Raw genomic sequence first — 17,979 nt, 5'->3', positions numbered from 1 at the left:
CCAGCACCAGGTGGCATTCGTGGTCCTGGATGCCGCGACGTCGAGTATGTCGTCCGAGCTATCGGGCAAGGATGACCGCGCAGTGCGTTCGTACCTCGAGCCCCTCGCGCAGCTTGCTGCGAGACAAGGTTGTGTGGTGTTCGGCCTCTGTCACTTCGGTAAGCGGGACGGAACCGATACCGGCAAGCTGATCCTCGGTTCGATCGCGTGGTCGCAGGTCGCGCGATCGGTGCTCTCAGTCGCTCGGGACGACGACAGTGGGAATCTAATCGTCACGAACACCAAGGCCAATCTCGCGCCGAGGACACGGTCGATGGAGGCGACCATCCTGTCTGCGGCGGTCGAGACGGAGGACGGCCCGACCGAGGTCGGCGTCCTGAAGTGGCTGGGGGAGACCACGCGTGATGCGCGCGAGCTCCTGAGCGGCATCAATGAGGAAACCGAAGAGCGTGACGAGATCACCATGGTTATCCGCGACTACCTCATGGAATGCGGTGGCTCGGCGCCGGCAGCTGACGTTTTGAAGGTGACCCGTGCGGCCGGACTGTCGGACAACGCGGTGAAGAAGGCTCGGAAGAAGGCCAGGGTGCAAACGTGCAAGGACGGATTCAGCAAGGGCTGGGTGTGGACGCTCGCACAACTCCCTGGCGGGAAAGGTGTCCAAGGTTCCAGCGAAGGTGCCGAAGGTGTCGTCTCATGTGAAGGGGAATCTTTGGCACCTTCGGAGCCAGCATCCATACGTACGAGGAGTCTTCCGGCAGGGAGTGCAACGTGCAGGAACGCCTGAAGCCTCATGTACGAACGGCAGACCATTACACGGCGCGTTGCAGTCTTCGTGGTTGGATGTCTGCATGGCTGATCCTGCGCAATTCGGACACGATCATCTCGGGCACTTGCTTGCTGACCGTTTGCTGTCAGTGCCTCGATTCCAGAGACGTTATTCGTGGCAAGAGCAGCATGTCGAACAGTATCTCAATGATATTGAAAAAGCGCGATCTGACGGAAACTCATACTTTATGGGTACCATTGTTCTGGCGTCCAATACTCAGGAGCCGCAGAGGAAATTGATCATTGACGGTCAGCAGAGAATCACAACTACGGCCGTCCTCTTAATAGCTGCTCGGGACCTATTGAAGCAGCTCGGGCGGGATGAAGCTGCCACGTCAGTTCAAAACACTTATTTGAGTGATTATGTACTCTCGGAAGAGCGGCGGGTCGCTAAACTTGTCCTAAGTGCCGATGACCACAGCACTTACGAATCGCTGCTAGAGGGCAAGCTGGTTGATGAAATCGATCAAAATTTGGTGACCGGGTGCTACAAACAGGTTCGAGCTTTCCTTGAGGAGCTTGCTCCGGACGAGGAACAGTACCGGAATATCATTGACCTAATCGAGTATTCGGCAAAGAAGGTGCAAGTCCTCCTGGCTGTAGCGACAGGCCTTCAAGAAGCGTATGTCATATTCGAGACTCTTAACGATCGAGGGGCCGACTTAACTACGGCAGATCTACTAAAGAACTATCTCTTCAGTAACGCTGGTTCGACTGGAATAAACCATGCCCAGTCCGTATGGACCAGAATCAGTGGGCAATTCGAGAAAAGTGAGGACCTCGTAAAGTTCCTCAGGTATGAATACATGTCTCGAAAGGGTCGGGTTACCCACCGTGAACTCTATAAAGCATTGCAGAGTGATATCGGCTCGACCCCGAAGGATGTTAAGGACTACCTTGACAAGCTAGAGAAAAGCCTAAGTCGGTTCATCGCGCTTCGCGAGCCGGATGACGCAAGCTGGTCTTCTCAAGCGATCGACGTGAAAGACTCGCTTCTAGCATTTCGTAGATTTGGCTTTGAAGCCAACACCCCTCTGCTTCTCGCGGCATTCGCCAATTGGAAGCATAGTGATGCCACTCGTTTTGTCGAGATAGTTGCAAATTGGTCGGTACGGGCATGGATGGGGGGACTATTGGGTGGTGGCGTGGCAGAAAATGCTTTTTGCGATGCCGCCGTTGCTATCGCGAACAAGAAACTGAAGAAGGCGGAAGAAGTTTTTCCGTATATGAAGGATATTGTCCCTGATGATGTGTCCTTTAAGGAAGCATTCAAGAGTATGGGTGGTATTACTACAACCAAAGCGAAGTACTTGTTGAGTCAGCTTGAGCTGCAGATTAGGCTTGAGAAGGGTAAGTCTGATGAAGCTGCACCTGACTGGAGCAGTAAGAGTGTTACGGTCGAGCATATATTTGCGAAATCGTCAAAGCGGGAGGGTTTCTCTTCGGATGAAGAGTATGACCAATTCAATATTGCCAGGGATCAACTTAAGAACTTAACGTTACTTGAAAAGAAGCTTAATGCAGAACTTGATAACAAGGCCTTTTCTGCCAAACGTTCAACATATCAGAAGTCTGCTTACTTGATGACGCAAAGCGTGGGAGATCTTTCGAAGTGGGGATTCGAGGAAGCGAATCATCGAGGGGACAAGCTTGCTGATTTGGCTGTGAAAGCCTGGCCAATCAAAGTCGGGTCGGGAGGCGGTGAGTGAGGGCGGGGATGAGGATAGGAACTTAAGGGTTGCTGACAGCCCTCAACGTCGAATCTGCATGTATTCCGATTGGCGATTTGTGCAGGCAGTGTTCCGGCGGTGTTGCCTAGTTGTCTTCTGTCCACATTCTGCCCACGGAAAGTAGTGAGTGTGACTGAAGAGTACTGAGATGAACTGAACGCTCTTTGCAGCTTGAAGGCAGTTTCGGTCTCCTAGGTGAACGCTTGCGCTGCCTTTGCAAGGCAGATGTCAGGAGTTCGAATCTCCTAGGCTCCACAAGAAAATGTTCAGGTAGAGGGCGTTTCCGGGATTCCGGAAGCGCCCTTTCTCTGTTGCTGCCCCCGATGGTGTGCCTACATCCCATACTCGAAGGGTGATGCCTCGCCTCTCTCCGCGACTCGCCGAGATCGTCGCGGCCCTGCCTCTGGAGCCGCACCTGAGGGTGCTGGAGATCGGCTGTGGGCCCGGGGCCGCAGCGCGTGCGGTCGCCGAACGGTTGACCACCGGACACATTCTCGCTCTCGACCGGTCCCCGGTGGCGATCGACCGGCTGACCTCGTCGTCTGGAGATCTGATCGCTGCGGGCCGGTTGAGGGCGCGCTGTGTCGCCGTCGAGGACTTCGTCCCGGGCGTGGACGAGGAGCCGTTCGACCTAGTCTTCGCAATCAGGGTCGGCGCCCTCGACGGACGGCACCCCGAAGCCGGTAGGGCAGCTCTGGCACGCATCGCGGCGGCGACGCGCCCGGATGCGCGACTGTTCATCGACGGTGGTGAGCCGTTGAGGGAACTTCCGATCCCGAGAGGATCGTGAAGAGTCCCTAATCGGTGCCCCGTTTCACGTGAAACATCAGGACAGGGCGGTGGTGAGGACTCTTCGGATCGAGGCACTTACGTCGTCGAGCCCGCGACCGGCCTCGATCAATTCCGTTCCCTTGTGCACGAGCGCGGTGACGAGCTCGGCATCGAGTTCGGGATCCGCGACACCGAGGGCCCGCAGCGACTCGACGAGGGGGAGGACGAGGTCCTGATGCATGGCGTGCATGCTCTCGTCACTGAACGCCTGAGGGGTGAAAGCGGCGAGAGCACCGACGATCGCGTGCTCTCCCTCGGCGACCAGCTGCAGATTGACGTCGATGTACGTCAGCACCCGCTCCGTCGGATCGGACACCTTCTCCATCGCCTCGACCACGCGCGTGTTCCAGCGCGGGAACATGTCGACGACGACCGCGTGCAGCAGGTCGTCGCGCGAATCGAAGTAGTTGTAGACGCTCGACCGGGCCAGACCCGCACGACGCGCCACGTCGCCGAGCGAGGGTGCCTGTTCCGGTTTCTCGGCGAGGAGTTCGAGCGCCGCGTCGAGGAGGGCACGGCGCTGCGCTGCGCGGTGCTCCGCGACCGTCGCTGCGGAAATTTTCGGCACCGCCGGCCCTCCTCGTTCGGCTGTCGACCGTTCAGTCGTGTGGTCGAAGTCTTCCGTCGACCATCTCGAGCACGCGGTCGCAGTGCCGCAGGATTTCGTGGTCGTGGGTGACCATGATCGTAGCCACTCCACTGGTGTGGGTTTCCCGTGCCAGCAGTTCGACGACCTCGTGGCTGCGTTTCCGATCGAGGGCGGCGGTGGGTTCGTCGACGAGCAACAACGACGGTTCGGCCATCAGGGCCCGCGCGATGCCGACACGTTGACGCTCACCGCCCGAGAGCTGCCCGGGTCGCCGCTGGGCGCGGTGCTCCATACCCACCGAGGCGAGCAGCTCGTCAGGGTTCCGTCCGGGGCGTCCGGCGATCTTCTCGACGAGGAGCAGTTGATCGCGTGCGGTCAGGGCGGGGAGGAGATTGCCGGACTGGAATACGAACCCGACCCGCTCTCGGCGCAGCTTCGCGGTCGCCCGCGGGTCGAGTGCGGTCACCTCGATACCGTCGACACTCACGGTGCCGGAAGTGGGTCGGCCGAGGCCACCGGCGACCGCCAGCAGACTCGATTTGCCGGCACCGGACGGCCCGACGACGGCGACCAGTTCACCCGGCTCGACGCCCAGGTCGACGTGATCGAGGGCGTGGACCGTGCTGTCGCCGTCGCCGAAGGACAGGCAGACGTCGGACAGTGCGAGGCCGGTGGAGGTGGTGACGGTCATCTGTTCTCTCCCAGGGCAGCGAGCGGATCGACACGGACGATGCGGACCACGGCGAGGGCGGCGCCGAGCAGGCCGAGGACGACGAGCAGAACGGCACCTCGAGCGACGGGGCCGGATTCGAGGACGAAAGGCATGCCGCTGCCCTCGAGGCCCGACCCGAGTCCGAGACCGACGAGCACACCGAAGGCGACCGAGCCGACGAGCACGATCACGGCCTGCAGGAGGGCGTCGCGCAGGAGGAATCCGGTGGAGGCGCCCATGGCGCGGAGGACGGCGATCTCACGGCTGCGCTGCACGGTCCAGATCGTGAAGAACGCTCCTACGACGAGGGCTGAGATCGCGTAGAGGAAGGCGGTGATCATCGACATCGTCATCATCTCGGCGTTGTAGCCGGGGGAGGAATCGAACGATTCCTCCAGGGTCTTCGCTGTCGTACCGGCTGCTGCGTCACCCGCGGTGAGATCGGGCAGTGCTCCGTCCACACCCTCGATCGCGACCACACTGGCTTCGGTGTACGCGCTCGGAGGGACCTGTTCACCGAGCCGGACACCGGCGTGGATCTCCTGCCAGGTGCTCAGGGGAAGGTAGGCGACGTCGACGTGACCGAAGGTGCGCTTGTCGGAGGTGAACCCGACGACGTCCAACCGGGTACCGAGACGATCGACGACGATCGTGTCGCCGAGTTCGACGCCGGTGGCGCGGGCGCTGTCGCTGAGGACGACATCGGTGTCACCACCGAGCGGTGCCCCCTCGGAGACCGAGGGTTCGAGGAACGAGCCCGGCCGGATGCCGAAGAGTGTGAGGTCCACGGGGACCCCGCTCTCGGTTTTCGCGTTGACGATGGTGTTGCCGAACAGTTCGGCGCGAGCGACGTCCGGGCGGGCACGCCAGGTGTCGGCCTGGTCTTCCGTGACCACGGATCGGGAGAATGCGGAGTCGGCCTTGGTTCCTTCGGCGAAGGCGAATGCCTGCACCGGTGTGCGCTGCAGTGCGGAGACGCCGTCGACGACGAGACCGGACGACAGACCGGACAGGATCACCATGAGGATCGAGATGAGCGCGACGACGGCGCCCATCAACAGGAAGCGGGTGCGCGCGAACCATAGTTCGCGCATGGCAAGAAACATGTGGAGTCCTTCGTGGGCTGGACCGGGTATGTGCCCAATCTTCTCGACGGCACGTCGATATCTTACCGACGCTCTGTCGTTATATTCGGTGATAGTTACTACATGGGGTAGTAATCGCAGGTGAGGGAAGTATTCTGACTTCATGGCCGAGGTGAACACCGTGATGCGCATGCGCGCGGTCTTCGTGAGCGGAATCTCGGCCGCACTGAGCATCGCCGCGCACGCCTTCGCCGGCGGAGCGATTCCCCACCAGGACGCCCTGGTGTTCCTCCTCGGGCTTGCCTTCGCTGTCGGAGTCCTCACCGGCGAAATCAGGCTTCCGGTGCCGCTCGTCCTCGTCCTCGGGCAGGTCGCCGGCCACCTCGTGCTGGGACTCCACGACGGTCACCTGCACACACCGGGATCCGGAATGATGTCCGCCCACGCGGTTGCCGTCCTCCTCGCCGCAGTATTGGTACGGGGTGCCGAGAAGGGCTGCGAAGCAGCACTCGCAGCGCTGCGCCGGATCGTTCCCGAGACGTACCGCACGCTGCCCGTGGCCGTCGCCGAACCTGTCCCGACGATCCACCGCCCCGATATCGGTCCCGGCGTACTACTCGTCGGCGGAACCGGCAGCCGCGCACCTCCCGTTGTTCTCCGCTAGGTCAACCTTCTCGGTCGCCGCCGCCGGCGACCGCTCGTTCCGTGTGCCCGCAGAGGCACCGACACTTACGGAGAATCATGAAGAAGACCATGTTCGGCACTGCGATCGCCGCAACGGCCCTGCTCGCCGCCGCCTGCGGTTCCGACACCGGCACCACCGACTCGGCCGAGGCCGTCGTCGTGTCCGAAGCCTGGGTCAAGGCATCCGACACCGGGATGACCGGTGCCTTCGCCGAGATCGAGAACACCGGCAGCAGTGACGTGCACATCGTCGGCGCGTCCAGTCCTGCATCCGCCACCACGGAACTGCACGAGATGGTGTCGTCCGGCGGCGCCTCGATGGTGATGCAGGAGATGGGGGACGGGCTCGTCATCCCCGCGGACACCGTGCACAGCCTCGCGCCCGGCGGCGACCACCTCATGCTCATGGACCTCGTGGAGCCTCTGCGACCCGGGAGCACGGTGACCTTCACACTCGAGTTCGCGGACGGATCGACCGAGGAGTTCACGGCCCAGGTCCGCGACTTCGCCGGGGCACAGGAGGAGTACGTGCCGTCCCACGACGGGGCAGCCCACGATGGCTAGGTTCACTCGACGCACCCTGCTCGGGGGCGGTGTCGCCGCGCTGGGTGCAGCAGGACTCGGCGCGGTCGGAGGTGGGACGGCGGTCGCGTCCCGCATCTCCGAACCGATCGGCGCGCGGACCGTGGAGATCCACGGCACCCATCAGGCCGGTATCGACACCCCCGCGCAGTCCTTCGCGTCGTTCGTGGCACTGGACCTCGCCGAGGGTGTCGATCGTGACGGGCTCGTCGGGATCATGCGGGTGTGGGCCGAGGATTCGCGGCGACTCACCACCGGGACGCCGGCGCTGGGCGACACCGAACCCGAACTCGCCGTCGACCCGGCCCGGCTGACGGTCACGGTCGGCTACGGTCCCGCGGTCTTCGACGCCGCGGGCCTGACCGACCGACGACCCGCGTGGCTGAAACCGCTGCCGGCCTTTCCGATCGACCGGCTCGAGGAACGATGGTCCGGCGGCGACCTGCTGTTGCAGGTCTGCGCCGACGACCCGGTGACCGTCTCGCACGCGGTCCGCACACTCACCAGGAGTGTGCGATCGGTGGCGACGGTCCGCTGGATCCAGCGAGGGTTCCGGCGTGCGGCCGGCACACGACCCGACGGGACGACCATGCGCAACCTCATGGGGCAGGTAGACGGCACCGTCAATCCCGCGCCGCACAGCCCGGACTTCGACCGGCAGGTGTGGAATCCGGGTGACCCGCCGTGGATGGCCGGTGGCACCTCGCTCGTGTTACGCCGGATCCGCATGGAACTCGACACCTGGGACGAGCTGGACCGTCCCGCTCGGGAACTCGCCGTCGGCCGGCGACTGTCGAACGGTGCTCCGCTGACGGGTTCGGAGGAACACGACGACGCCGACTTCGAGGCCACCGACCGGTTCGGTATCCCGGTGATCCCGCCGGAATCGCACGTCGCGCGGGCACGTCCCCGCACCGGCGACGAGCAGTTCCTGCGACGGGGTTACAACTACGACGACCAGGACGGCGCCGGATTGCTGTTCGCCACCTACCAGGTGGACGTGGACCGTCAGTTCGTCCCGGTGCAGCAGCGCCTCGCCGAGCACGACGCGCTGAATCCGTGGATCACGCCGATCGGGTCGGCGGTCTTTCTCGTCCCTCCGGGATTCGGTCCGAAGGGGTATCCCGGCGACACCTTGCTGGGTGACTGAGACAAGACCGCGACGTATGTGGAATCGAGGTCTAGCCTCGAGGGTGTGACCGAGATTACACAGATACGTCAGGGTTTCGCGTCGCTGCGGGAAGGCGGCCTGAACTGGGACGCCTTCCCGCTCCGGCTCTTCGCGAAGGGCAACGCAGCGCACTGGGATCCGATGGACATCGACTTCTCCCACGACGCCGAGGACTGGGCGTCGCTCAACTCGGAACAACGCCGCAGTTCGACCTATCTGGTCGCGTTGTTCGTCGCCGGCGAGGAGGCCGTCACGCAGGACATCCTTCCGTTCCTCCGCGCCATGGAAGCGGAGGGCCGGTTGGGTGACGAGATGTACCTGACCCAGTTCTGCTACGAGGAGGCCAAGCACGTGCAGGTGTTCCGTCGCTGGATGGACACCGTGGGACTGACATCCGACCTGCACCCGTTCGTTGCCGAGAATCCCTACTACCGGCGGCTGTTCTACGAGGAACTGCCGCACAGCCTGCGCGTGCTCGATCGAGATCCGTCCCCGGCCAATCAGGTCCGCGCGAGTGTCACCTACAACCACGTCATCGAGGGCAGTCTCGCGCTGACGGGCTACTACGCGTGGCAGAAGGTGTGCACCAAGTACGGGATCCTGCCGGGCATGCAGGAGATCATCCGGCGGATCGGCTCCGACGAGCGCCGGCACATGGCCTGGGGCACGTTCACCTGCCGACGGCATGTGGCAGCGGACGACTCGAACTGGAACGTCGTGTTGCAGCGGATGGAGGAGTTGCTTCCCCTCGCGACCGGAATGATCCAGTGGCAGAACGAGCAGTTCGACGAACAGCCCTACGGTCTCGACAACGACGAGTTCATCTCCTATGCGGCCGACCGGGCACAGAGACGGCTCGGCGCAATAGAATCCGCGCGCGGACGCCCGCTGGAGGAGATCGATCTCGATTTCGCTCCCGCCGTGCTCGAGGACCGTTTCGGGGACGAGGACGCCGCCGCGCTCGCTGCGGTTCCGGCTCCCGACCGCACCCCGGCAGACTGAGCAGGGTCGATCGGAGACAGGAGATCGATCAGAGCAGCATGCCGGCGAGGATCGCGATCAGCACGAGAACGGCGACCACCCCGATGACGACCGTTCTCGTGTTGCCGGTGTTCTCGTCTGCGGTGCCCGTGGTGAGCACCGGAACGGGTGTGGCCTCCTTCCTCGCGGCTCCGCGGTTCTCGGCGGTGCTCTCGGCCCCGAGACGTCTCTCCTCGAGTTCGCGCAGCCGAGCGAAACCGCCGGTGAGTACGTCGGTTTCGTCGTAGGAAGGTGGAAGTCCGATCCGGGTCTTGTTGGTCTCGCGTGCCGGCGTGAATCCGGCCGCGAGGATCGCGGCGCCGAGCGCCGCCGTCTGTTCCGGGCCCGGCCCGACGAGGCTGCGCACCGTGAGCTTCGTGGCGAGGCTGTTCGCGATCTCCTGGATGTGGGTGCGATCTCGTGCGACGAGACCGTCGCCCATGACGACGACGGCCTCGAGATTGTCCGGTATCCAGCCGAACGATCCGAGGGCCGTGGCGAGTTGGGCCGCCGGGGACGGTGCGCCCTGGGCGGGGGTGCGGTAGGCCTTGCCGGCGGGCACGCCCGAGCGTACGAGGGTGACGGTCGAGCCGCCGTCGTCGAGATGGAAGACCCCCACGAGTTGGCCAGGGGTCTCGGAGATCTCGGAGGCGTACCAGGCGGCGGCCGCCTGCGCGTCGGACACGAGATCCACGTGCCGCAGATTCGCGTAGTCCAGGGCGGCACGCAAGGTCGCGATGGTGTCCGGATCCCAGTGCGACGGGTAGGTGGCGGCGTAGCCGGGGTCGCTGTCCCGGTCCATGCCGCCGAAGGTCGGCAACGGGTGGCACTCCCGCAACAGGCAGTGGATGGCGGTGGCCATCGCGTCCTCGGCGCGGTACATGCGACCGTCGCTCGCGGTGATGCCCGAGGCGTCGCCGACCCGCGTGAGGAAGCCCGCGATCGTGCGTGCTTCGTCCCCGTGCGCCACGCTGCCGAGCGACGTGTTGCCGTCGTGGTCGACGTGCAGGACGGAGTCGCGGGCGAGGACGACAGGGTCGGGAGTGCCGGGTTCGTTGGATGCGATGACCGCCGTGGACACGACTCGCCCGATCCGGAGGCCGACACCGATTGCCATGTCTTCCCTTCCTCGAGAGGCTGCTCGTCCGTCGTGCTGCCGAGGACCCGACTCGCTCCGGGTGCGCCGGACAAATGCACCGCTTCGGGCGCGAAGAACGATTGTGGCAGACAGGGAGGGAAGTGCCGACCTTACTTTCCGGTAAGTGCGTGTTACAGTCCGTACCGCCGTGACGAGGGACACACGGTTCCGGTGGATCCAGGTGGAGGAACAACATGGTGGGGCGCGCTCGGAAGTGGATGGCCGCGGCGGTGACGACGACCGTCCTTGCTGGCGGAATTCTCGGAACCGCGGCGACAGCGGGAGCCGAGACGGACTTCTATCTCCCGCCCGACCCACTGCCGACGGGTGCTCCCGGCGACGTCCTGCGCACGGCACCGTCCGATCTGGCATTGCGCGCACCGGTCGCCGACGGCATCTTCCCGGGTCAGGGCACCAAGCTGCTGTACCGCAGCAACGACGCCAAGGGCGCACCCAACGCGGTGAGCGGCACCTACATCGAGCCGTCGACGCCGTGGAACGGTCCCGGCGACCGGCCGCTCGTCGCGCTGGCCGTCGGTACCCACGGTCAGGGTGACCAGTGCGCGCCGTCCCGCAATCTCGGCGCGCTCGTCAACTATAATCCGCCCCTCGACTTCTTCACCGAGTACGAGGTGCTGTCGATCAACGCGCTGCTGCTGCGCGGCATCGCCGTGGTCGTCACCGACTACGACGGTCTCGGTACGCCGGGGCACCACACCTACGTGAACCGCGCCGCCGAAGCCCACGCGGTGCTCGACTCGGTGCGCGCGGCGCTGAAGCTCGAGAACGCGTCGGTGACCGAGAACAGCCCGGTCGGCCTCTTCGGTTACTCGCAGGGCGGCGGCGCGTCGGGCGCTGCGGCCGAGCTCGCTCCCGAGTACGCCCCCGAACTGAACCTCGTCGGCGCCTACGTGGGTGCTCCGCCCGCCGACCTCGTGGCCACGTTGAAGCAGATCGACGGCACGCTGCTCACCGGTGCCATCGGGTACACGATCAACGGTCTGGCCGACGCCTACCCGGAGATCCGCGACGAGATCGACGCCGAGATCAGTGATCGCGGCCGCAAGATGCTCGCGGCCGTGGCGAACCAGTGCGTCCCGGAGACGGTGGCGAATTTCGCATTCCAGCGCACCGGCGACTACACCCGCACGGGTGAGCCCCTCGATGTCGTGCTCGACCGCCTGCCCCAGGTCCAGAAGATCCTCGCGGAGCAGCGCATCGGCAACCGCACGCCTGCCGTGCCCGTCCTCCTCCAGCACGGCACGCAGGACGACACGGTCCCCTACGGTCAGGGCCGTCAGCTGGCGCTGGACTGGTGCGATCAGGGCGCGACGGTGCAGTTCCTGCCCAACACGACGCCGCCGATCCTGCCCGGCTTCATCATCAACCATGCGGTGCCCATGATCGGCGGACTGCCCGACTCCGTCGCGTACATCGAAGCGCGACTGCGCGGTGAGCCCGCACCGTCGAACTGTGGAGCCTTCTGACGCTCCTTCGAATCCGCAATCGATCCGGCCCGCACTCCCTTCCGGGGGTGCGGGCCGGATTCGTGTGCGGGGTCTACACCGAGTGACGGGTGTCGATGATCCGGCGCGCGACGTTCGTCTCGGTCGACGGGCCCGGTTCCCAGCGGGAGATCCACGGACCGGTGCCCTCGCTCGGATCGAGCACACCGCGCTCGAGCCACTCGTATCTGCCCTCGAGAACGCCGGCCGCGGTGCGACGATCCTCGGCGTCGGTGTTCGTCCACAGGGCGTCGAACAACTTCTCCACGCGCAGCCGCGACTGCTTGCAGAACGCGTCGGCCAGTTCGAAAGCCGTGTCGGCTCCCGGGTGCCCGTCGACGCGTTGCCGTTCGGCGCGCACGCACACGGCGGTCGCGGCGAACAGCTCGGCTCCGATGTCGACGATCCGTCCGAGGAAGTTCTCCCGCTTCTCGAGTCCGGCCTGCCAGCGGGCCATCCCGTAGAAGGTCGAGCGGGCGAGCTTGCGCGAGCTGCGTTCGATGTACCTCAGATGTGTTGCCAGAAAACCGAATTCGTTGTAGGTCCGCGGTAGCTGTCCCTTGCCGGTGACGAGTTTCGGGAGCCATCGGGCGTAGAACCCGCTCGCCCGTACCGCGGCCTGCGCCTTCTCCTTGCCCGTCGAATCGGGGTCGGCGAGTTCGCCGGCTGCGCGCAGGTGGGCGTCGACCGCCTCGCGGGCGACGAGGAGACGCATGATCTCGCTCGACCCCTCGAAGATGCGGTTGATCCGCAGGTCGCGGACGAGTTGCTCTGCGGGAACGGCCCGTTCGCCGCGCGCCGCCAGCGACTCGGCGGTCTCGTAGCCGCGTCCGCCGCGGATCTGCACGAGTTCGTCGGCGATGAGGCATCCCATCTCGCTCGCCCACAACTTCGCCAGTGCCGCCTCGATGCGGATGTCGTTGCGCTGTTCGTCGTTCATCTGGCCCGACAGTTCGACGACGGACTCGAGTGCGTAGGTGGTCGCGGCGATGAACGAGATCTTCGCGGCGACGGCCTCGTGCTCACCGACCGGCTTGCCCCACTGCACCCGCTCCGACGACCATTCGCGGGCGATCTTCAGCGCCCACTTGCCGGCACCCGAGCACATCGCGGGGATGGCGAGGCGACCGGCGTTGAGCGTCGTCAACGCGATCTTCAGCCCGTCGCCCTCACGTCCGATGAGGTTCTCCTTCGGAACCCGCACCTTGTGCAGCCGGGTCACGCCGTTCTCGATGCCGCGCAGGCCCATGAAGGAGTTGCGGCGTTCGACGGTGATGCCGGGTGAATCCGCTTCCACGACGAAGGCGGAGATCCCGCCGCGATGGCCCTCGCTCTCCGGTACGCGGGCCATGACGACGAGCAGTTCGGCGACCACCCCGTTGGTCGTCCACAGCTTGACGCCCTCGAGTTCGTAGGCACTGCCGTCCTCGACCGGGATGGCGGTGGACGCGAGTCGGGCGGGGTCGGACCCGACGTCGGGTTCGGTGAGCAGGAAAGCCGAGATGGCGCCGCGCGCGCATCGCGGCAGGAAGCGCTGCTTCTGCTCAGGGGTGCCGGCGAGCTTGAGCGGTTCCGGCACACCGATCGACTGATGGGCCGACAGCAGCGCGCCGATGCTGGGATGCACGCAGGCGACGACCGTCAGGGCCCGGTTGTAGGCGACCTGCGACAGCCCGAGGCCGCCGTACTCCTGCGGGATCTTCATGCCGAAGCAGCCGAGTTCGGCCAGCTCGCGGACGTATTCGTCGGGTATCCGCGCGTCGCGTTCGATGCGGCCGCCGTCCATCGAACTGCACGCGGCGCGCAGGCGTGCGAGGAACTCCTCGGTACGGGAGTCCTCGTCGGGTGTCGGTCGCGGGAAGGGGTGGACGAGGTCGAGGGTGAGCCGTCCGAGGAACAGTTCCTTCGCGAAGGACGGCTTGTTCCACTCGGATTCGCGCGCCTGCTCCGCTACTTCACGAGCCTGCCGCTCGGTGACCTGTGGGGTTCGGGCATCGGCGCTCTCTGCCATGACTGCCTCCGGGTCGCGTGCCTACTGGTGAGTATGCACCCGGATGTGCCTCTTATCACAGGTTCGGCCGAGTCGATCATGAAGCAGTCGGATGTGAACTAGATCACTACCGCGGAAGTCGGCGGGGACGTGCGGGTACTCCCGGACGCGCCTACGCTCGAATCGTCACCGACGACGTGCCCCGCCCGTCACTCGCCGATCCCCATCGCGGATCGGAACGGAGGTGGCCATGGAATTCCTGGCCTTCGTCCCCTTCCTGCTCACTTTCCTCGGCGCGCTCTACTTCGCGGCGTGCCTCATCGTCGACCGCGAGATCCGATCGGCGGAACGAGAATTCGGCACCGCGGACGGCGATCAGGCCTCCGAGGTGTCGGTGGACTCGGGGGAGACCGGCGTCGAGGCGGCCTCGTCGGTCGTCGTCTCGGCGGACTCCGCGGGCCGCACGCGCGGCGGTTCCGGAGCGATCGGAGGGTGATCCGGCCGTCGTCGCCGGTAGAACACGACCCCGCCTGCGGCCACGACGGCAACCGCGCCGGCGACGACGAGACCGAACCGCCTGCCCGTGCGCTCCGGACGAGAGGACGACTTCGCGGCACACCGCTCGGCCGCGGCCCGCCGGGCCACCGAGAGCAGTTCGCCCGCGACGTCCAGACCCTTGCGTGCTGCGAACAGTCCGGCCGCACTCGAGCCCTGCGCGAGAGCTACCGCGCCCTCGCCGGCCACGCGGAGAGCACCCGCGAGATTGCCGGATTCGTCGTGGCGTCGCACGAATGCCGGAAGCCACACGTCGTCGGTCTCGGCATGAATCAGCTTGCTCATGCGTCCACTCTTCCATACCGCCCGGACCTGTGGTCGTGACCGGAGAGCGTGTCCCGCGCCGCCTGTCCTGCCCGGGAAGCGGGCAATGGCACCATGGTGGGGTGACTTCACCGCATCAGACAGCAACGGCCACGCTCCACACGAACCGCGGCGACATCGCGATTGCGCTTTTCGGCAACCACGCGCCGAAGACCGTCGAGAACTTCGTCGGCCTGGCCCAGGGCACCAAGGAGTACAAGACCCAGAACGCCAAGGGCGAGACCAGCGGTCCGTTCTACGACGGCGCGGTCTTCCACCGCGTCATCGACGGCTTCATGATCCAGGGTGGCGATCCCACCGGCACCGGCCGCGGCGGCCCGGGCTACCAGTTCGCCGACGAGTTCCACCCCGAGCTGCAGTTCGACCGCGGCTACCTGCTCGCGATGGCGAACGCCGGCCCGGGCACCAACGGCTCGCAGTTCTTCATCACCGTCGGCCCGACCCCGCACCTCAACCGTCGCCACACCATCTTCGGTGAGGTCGTCGACGCCGAGTCGAAGAAGGTCGTCGACGCGATCGCGACCACCGCCACCGACCGCGCCGATCGCCCGGTCGACGACGTCGTGATCAACAGCATCACCATCTCCTGAGAGAGTTCCCATGACGAACCCCGGCTGGGGCTCCGCGGCCGAGGGTGGTGGCCCGCAACCCCAGCCGCGGTGCGTTCGCCATCCCGACCGCCCGACCCTTCTCGCCTGCTCCCGATGCGGCCGGCCCGCGTGCCCCGAGTGCCTGCGTCCCGCCTCGGTCGGTCAGCACTGCGTCGACTGCGTCGCCGCGGCCGAACGGTCGACACCGCAGGCCCGCACCATCGCCGGCGCACCCGTCCGTTCCGATCGGCCCTCGCCGATCGTGACGTACGTGCTCATCGCGCTGAATGTGCTCGTCTTCGGCATCACCGCCGCGCAGTCGGGCAGCGTGATGACCAACGAGCAGGGCTCGGCGCTGTTCCTCGACTGGGCGTTGTGGCCGCCCATCATCGCCGCGCACGGCGAGTACATCCGGATCCTCGGCAGCGGATTCCTGCACTTCGGCCTGCTCCATCTGGCCGTCAACATGTTCGCCCTGTGGGTGATCGGGCGCGACACCGAACTCGTGCTCGGACGCGCCCGGTACCTCTCGGTCTACCTCGTGTCGATCCTCGGCGGGTCCGCCGCAGTGATGTTCATGGAGACCGGAGCGGTCACCGCCGGAGCGTCGGGAGCGGTCTTCGGTCTGCTCGGCGCGCAGGCCGTCATCCTGCTGCGCCTGCGTCGCAGCCCGGCACCCGTGCTGACCATCGTCGGCCTCAACGTGATCATCAGCATCACCGTCCCGGGCATCTCCCTGTGGGGTCACCTGGGCGGTCTCGTCGCCGGTGCCGCCGCGACAGCGGCCCTGCTCTACGCCCCGCAGTATCTCGGTGCCGGCACCGACCGGGACCGCATCGTGCGCACCGGATGGATCGCGCTGGTCGCGGTCGTCGCGGTGACGCTGGTCGCGATCGTGCTCGCCGTCGTGCGGCTACGCGATCAACTGGGTGTCTGATCGGGCGCGAGATCGCGCATCGCCAGCGCGGCGTGCACGTTCCGCGGGTCGGTGCCCAGATCCCACCGGCCGAAGATCATCAGGTTCTCCGTGCCGGTCGCGGGGTCGATCGTGTCGATCTCGAGCATCGGCACGCGCCGCCCGAAGCGCGGGTACTCGACGATCCGCACGCGGTGCAGGGCCGCGCGCGGGAACTCGCGACGACCCGTCAACCGCATCGTCGCGATCCCCATTCCTCCGGGGAGCACTTCGAGACGCGGACGCTGCCGCAGCGCGAGCGCGACCATCACGAGGACGAGCACCGCCGCGAAACCCACCAGTACGCGACCGGCCGCGTCGGGAACCGCAACCGCTGCGGTCACGGCCAAGGCGATACCGGCGGCCGACAACGCCGCTATCGCGGCGGGCGGCGTCGCCCACCGCAGCGGTGTCTCGTCGGGCATCTGCGTCCTCTTCCGATCCGTTCCCCGGGGACCTCTCACCGGTTGTGCACAGTGTTATCCCCAGGTGGGGATGAATAACATCGGTGTAACCCGAGCGGGGTGGAGGTCAGCGCCAGTTCATCGTCATGATCAGACCGACCACCATGAACCCGAAACCGATCAGGAAGTTCCAGGCACCGAGATCGTTCATCCATGTGATCTGCTCGGCCGCGAGGTAGTAGACGATCAGCCACAGCAACCCGATGACCATCAGGGCGAGCATCACCGTCACGTACAACGTGCTCGACGGCGTGCCCTTGACCTTCACCGGTGTGCGGCTCACCGTCCGGGTCGCGGAGACGTCCTTCTTGCGAACCTTCGACTTGGGCATGGTGTCCTCGTTCTCACGTCTCCACCCGTCGTACACGGATGGAGTGGTCGGTCAACTACCTGTTGAGATCACGCTAACGTAAGGCCAGGATCGGAGGTACGACGTGTCGGAACGACGACTGCGCGCGCCCGTGTGGGGTGTCGCGACCCTCGCCGTCTGCCTCGTGGCCGGTCTGCTCGTGGGTACCACCCGCGGAGTGTCCGAAGGCGACGAACTGCGCGCCGGCGACTCCCCGCGACTGTCCGATCTGGTCCGGGCCGCGCAGGAGAAGGCCGACGAACTGGCCGCCACCCGAGACGATCTCACTACCCGCATCGACGAACTCCAGGACCGTGCCGCGGTGAACGACGAGGACGTCGCCGCGGTGCTCGACGACCTGTCCGCGATCGAGGACCCGGCCGGACTCGTGGCCCGCCGCGGTCCGGGTGTGACCGTCACTCTCACCGACGCACCCCGCGACGCCAACGGGCGCTATCCGTCCGGTGCCTCACCCGACGATCTCGTCGTGCACCAGCAGGACGTGCAGAGCGTGCTCAACGCGATGTGGGCCGGCGGTGCCGAGGCCGTGGCCATGCAGGATCAGCGGATCGTCGCGACGTCGGCACCACGCTGCATCGGCAACACGCTGCTGCTGCACGGACGCACCTACTCACCGCCCTATGTCGTCACCGCGCTCGGCGACCCGGCACGGCTGCAGGCCGCGCTCGACGCCGAGCCCGGTATCCGCATCTACAAGCAGTACGCGGCCCGCTATCAACTCGGCTACACGCAGCAGGCGTCGGAGGATCTGTCGGTCCCCGCCTACACCGGTAGTTCGTCCGCGCGCTGAGCGGTGCCCGGGAGCACTGTCCGAATCGGGCCACCGGGCGGGTCGCCCTCTGCCGGCCACCGGGCG

The 17,979-nt window shown here is 65.7% G+C and carries 19 protein-coding genes and 1 tRNA gene; 12 read left to right on the top strand and 8 right to left on the bottom strand.

Translation table 11 applies throughout. The features are described from left to right. From AC6CID_RS24550 to AC6CID_RS24535, 4 genes are all read left to right on the top strand, one after another. Positions 1-787: AAA family ATPase (locus AC6CID_RS24550; RefSeq protein WP_498354626.1), on the top strand; the 787-nt coding region annotated here is incomplete at its 5' end. 64 nt (positions 788-851) lie between these two features. Further along, on the top strand, positions 852-2,537 hold the full coding sequence (locus tag AC6CID_RS24545; RefSeq protein ID WP_498354625.1) for a DUF262 domain-containing protein: 1,686 nt from the start codon (positions 852-854) through the stop codon (positions 2,535-2,537). Between the two features lie 197 nt (positions 2,538-2,734). Continuing rightward, positions 2,735-2,813 (top strand) — tRNA-Ala (locus tag AC6CID_RS24540). Between the two features lie 100 nt (positions 2,814-2,913). Continuing rightward, complete coding sequence (locus tag AC6CID_RS24535; protein WP_498354627.1) at positions 2,914-3,348, top strand: class I SAM-dependent methyltransferase; 435 nt, start codon at positions 2,914-2,916, stop codon at positions 3,346-3,348. Between the two features lie 36 nt (positions 3,349-3,384). Here AC6CID_RS24535 and AC6CID_RS24530 read toward each other — a convergent pair whose 3' ends face one another. Genes AC6CID_RS24530 through AC6CID_RS24520 form a run of 3 tightly spaced genes read right to left on the bottom strand, consistent with a single transcriptional unit; the run spans position 3,385 to position 5,796 of the window. Further along, positions 3,385-3,957, bottom strand: coding sequence for a TetR/AcrR family transcriptional regulator (locus AC6CID_RS24530; protein WP_498354624.1), 573 nt, complete (start codon positions 3,955-3,957; stop codon positions 3,385-3,387). 31 nt (positions 3,958-3,988) lie between these two features. Then, the gene (locus AC6CID_RS24525; protein ID WP_006550926.1) at positions 3,989-4,669 is read right to left on the bottom strand and encodes an ABC transporter ATP-binding protein; all 681 of its coding nucleotides are present in this window, start codon (positions 4,667-4,669) and stop codon (positions 3,989-3,991) included. After that, entirely contained in the window at positions 4,666-5,796 is a 1,131-nt protein-coding gene (locus tag AC6CID_RS24520) for an FtsX-like permease family protein (RefSeq protein WP_498354623.1), read from the bottom strand. The genes AC6CID_RS24525 and AC6CID_RS24520 overlap by 4 nt, the downstream gene beginning before the upstream one ends. 142 nt (positions 5,797-5,938) lie before the next feature. Here AC6CID_RS24520 and AC6CID_RS24515 point away from each other — a divergent pair, with 142 nt between their 5' ends. The 4 genes from AC6CID_RS24515 (at position 5,939) to AC6CID_RS24500 (ending at position 9,214) form a co-directional block, all read left to right on the top strand. Beyond that, positions 5,939-6,439 carry a hypothetical protein gene (locus AC6CID_RS24515; protein ID WP_482127257.1) on the top strand — a complete coding sequence of 167 codons (501 nt, stop codon included), beginning with the start codon at positions 5,939-5,941 and terminating at the stop codon, positions 6,437-6,439. A gap of 77 nt (positions 6,440-6,516) precedes the next feature. Beyond that, positions 6,517-7,023 (top strand): copper chaperone PCu(A)C, encoded by a 507-nt coding sequence (locus tag AC6CID_RS24510; protein ID WP_024102556.1) that lies wholly within the window; start codon positions 6,517-6,519, stop codon positions 7,021-7,023. After that, entirely contained in the window at positions 7,016-8,191 is a 1,176-nt protein-coding gene (locus tag AC6CID_RS24505; protein WP_039584441.1) for a Dyp-type peroxidase, read from the top strand. Before AC6CID_RS24510 ends, AC6CID_RS24505 begins: the two co-directional genes overlap by 8 nt. A gap of 45 nt (positions 8,192-8,236) precedes the next feature. Continuing rightward, entirely contained in the window at positions 8,237-9,214 is a 978-nt protein-coding gene (locus tag AC6CID_RS24500) for a R2-like ligand-binding oxidase (RefSeq protein ID WP_016931505.1), read from the top strand. Positions 9,215-9,242: 28 nt separating this feature from the next. Here AC6CID_RS24500 and AC6CID_RS24495 read toward each other — a convergent pair whose 3' ends face one another. After that, entirely contained in the window at positions 9,243-10,349 is a 1,107-nt protein-coding gene (locus AC6CID_RS24495; RefSeq protein WP_006550931.1) for a DUF7159 family protein, read from the bottom strand. Positions 10,350-10,564: 215 nt separating this feature from the next. On the opposite strand from AC6CID_RS24495, the gene AC6CID_RS24490 reads away from it, so the two are divergent. Beyond that, positions 10,565-11,857, top strand: coding sequence for a lipase family protein (locus AC6CID_RS24490; protein WP_033098094.1), 1,293 nt, complete (start codon positions 10,565-10,567; stop codon positions 11,855-11,857). Positions 11,858-11,930: 73 nt separating this feature from the next. Here the strand turns inward: AC6CID_RS24490 and AC6CID_RS24485 are convergent, their stop codons facing one another. Both AC6CID_RS24485 and AC6CID_RS24480 read right to left on the bottom strand, forming a co-directional pair. Beyond that, positions 11,931-13,886, bottom strand: coding sequence for an acyl-CoA dehydrogenase family protein (locus AC6CID_RS24485; RefSeq protein WP_498354622.1), 1,956 nt, complete (start codon positions 13,884-13,886; stop codon positions 11,931-11,933). Positions 13,887-14,240: 354 nt separating this feature from the next. After that, on the bottom strand, positions 14,241-14,705 hold the full coding sequence (locus AC6CID_RS24480) for a hypothetical protein (protein ID WP_200359120.1): 465 nt from the start codon (positions 14,703-14,705) through the stop codon (positions 14,241-14,243). A 101-nt stretch (positions 14,706-14,806) separates the two neighbouring features. Here AC6CID_RS24480 and AC6CID_RS24475 point away from each other — a divergent pair, with 101 nt between their 5' ends. Continuing rightward, entirely contained in the window at positions 14,807-15,334 is a 528-nt protein-coding gene (locus AC6CID_RS24475; RefSeq protein WP_024102562.1) for a peptidylprolyl isomerase, read from the top strand. Between the two features lie 10 nt (positions 15,335-15,344). Then, entirely contained in the window at positions 15,345-16,271 is a 927-nt protein-coding gene (locus AC6CID_RS24470) for a rhomboid family intramembrane serine protease (protein ID WP_006550936.1), read from the top strand. Here AC6CID_RS24470 and AC6CID_RS24465 read toward each other — a convergent pair. Then, entirely contained in the window at positions 16,256-16,714 is a 459-nt protein-coding gene (locus AC6CID_RS24465) for a PH domain-containing protein (protein ID WP_033098098.1), read from the bottom strand. The two genes, AC6CID_RS24470 and AC6CID_RS24465, sit on opposite strands and share 16 nt — an antisense overlap. A 106-nt stretch (positions 16,715-16,820) precedes the next feature. Beyond that, positions 16,821-17,084, bottom strand: coding sequence for a cell division protein CrgA (gene crgA, locus AC6CID_RS24460; protein WP_006550938.1), 264 nt, complete (start codon positions 17,082-17,084; stop codon positions 16,821-16,823). Between the two features lie 103 nt (positions 17,085-17,187). Here crgA and AC6CID_RS24455 point away from each other — a divergent pair, with 103 nt between their 5' ends. Continuing rightward, positions 17,188-17,913: a DUF881 domain-containing protein gene (locus AC6CID_RS24455; protein WP_039584449.1), complete on the top strand. Its 726-nt coding sequence runs from the start codon at positions 17,188-17,190 to the stop codon at positions 17,911-17,913. The last annotated feature ends 66 nt before the right edge of the window (positions 17,914-17,979 follow it).

It is taken from the genome of Rhodococcus sp. GQ147, assembly GCF_059759155.1.
Note: the sequence above shows the minus strand (reverse complement) of the source record. Positions and strands in the feature narration are given on the sequence as shown.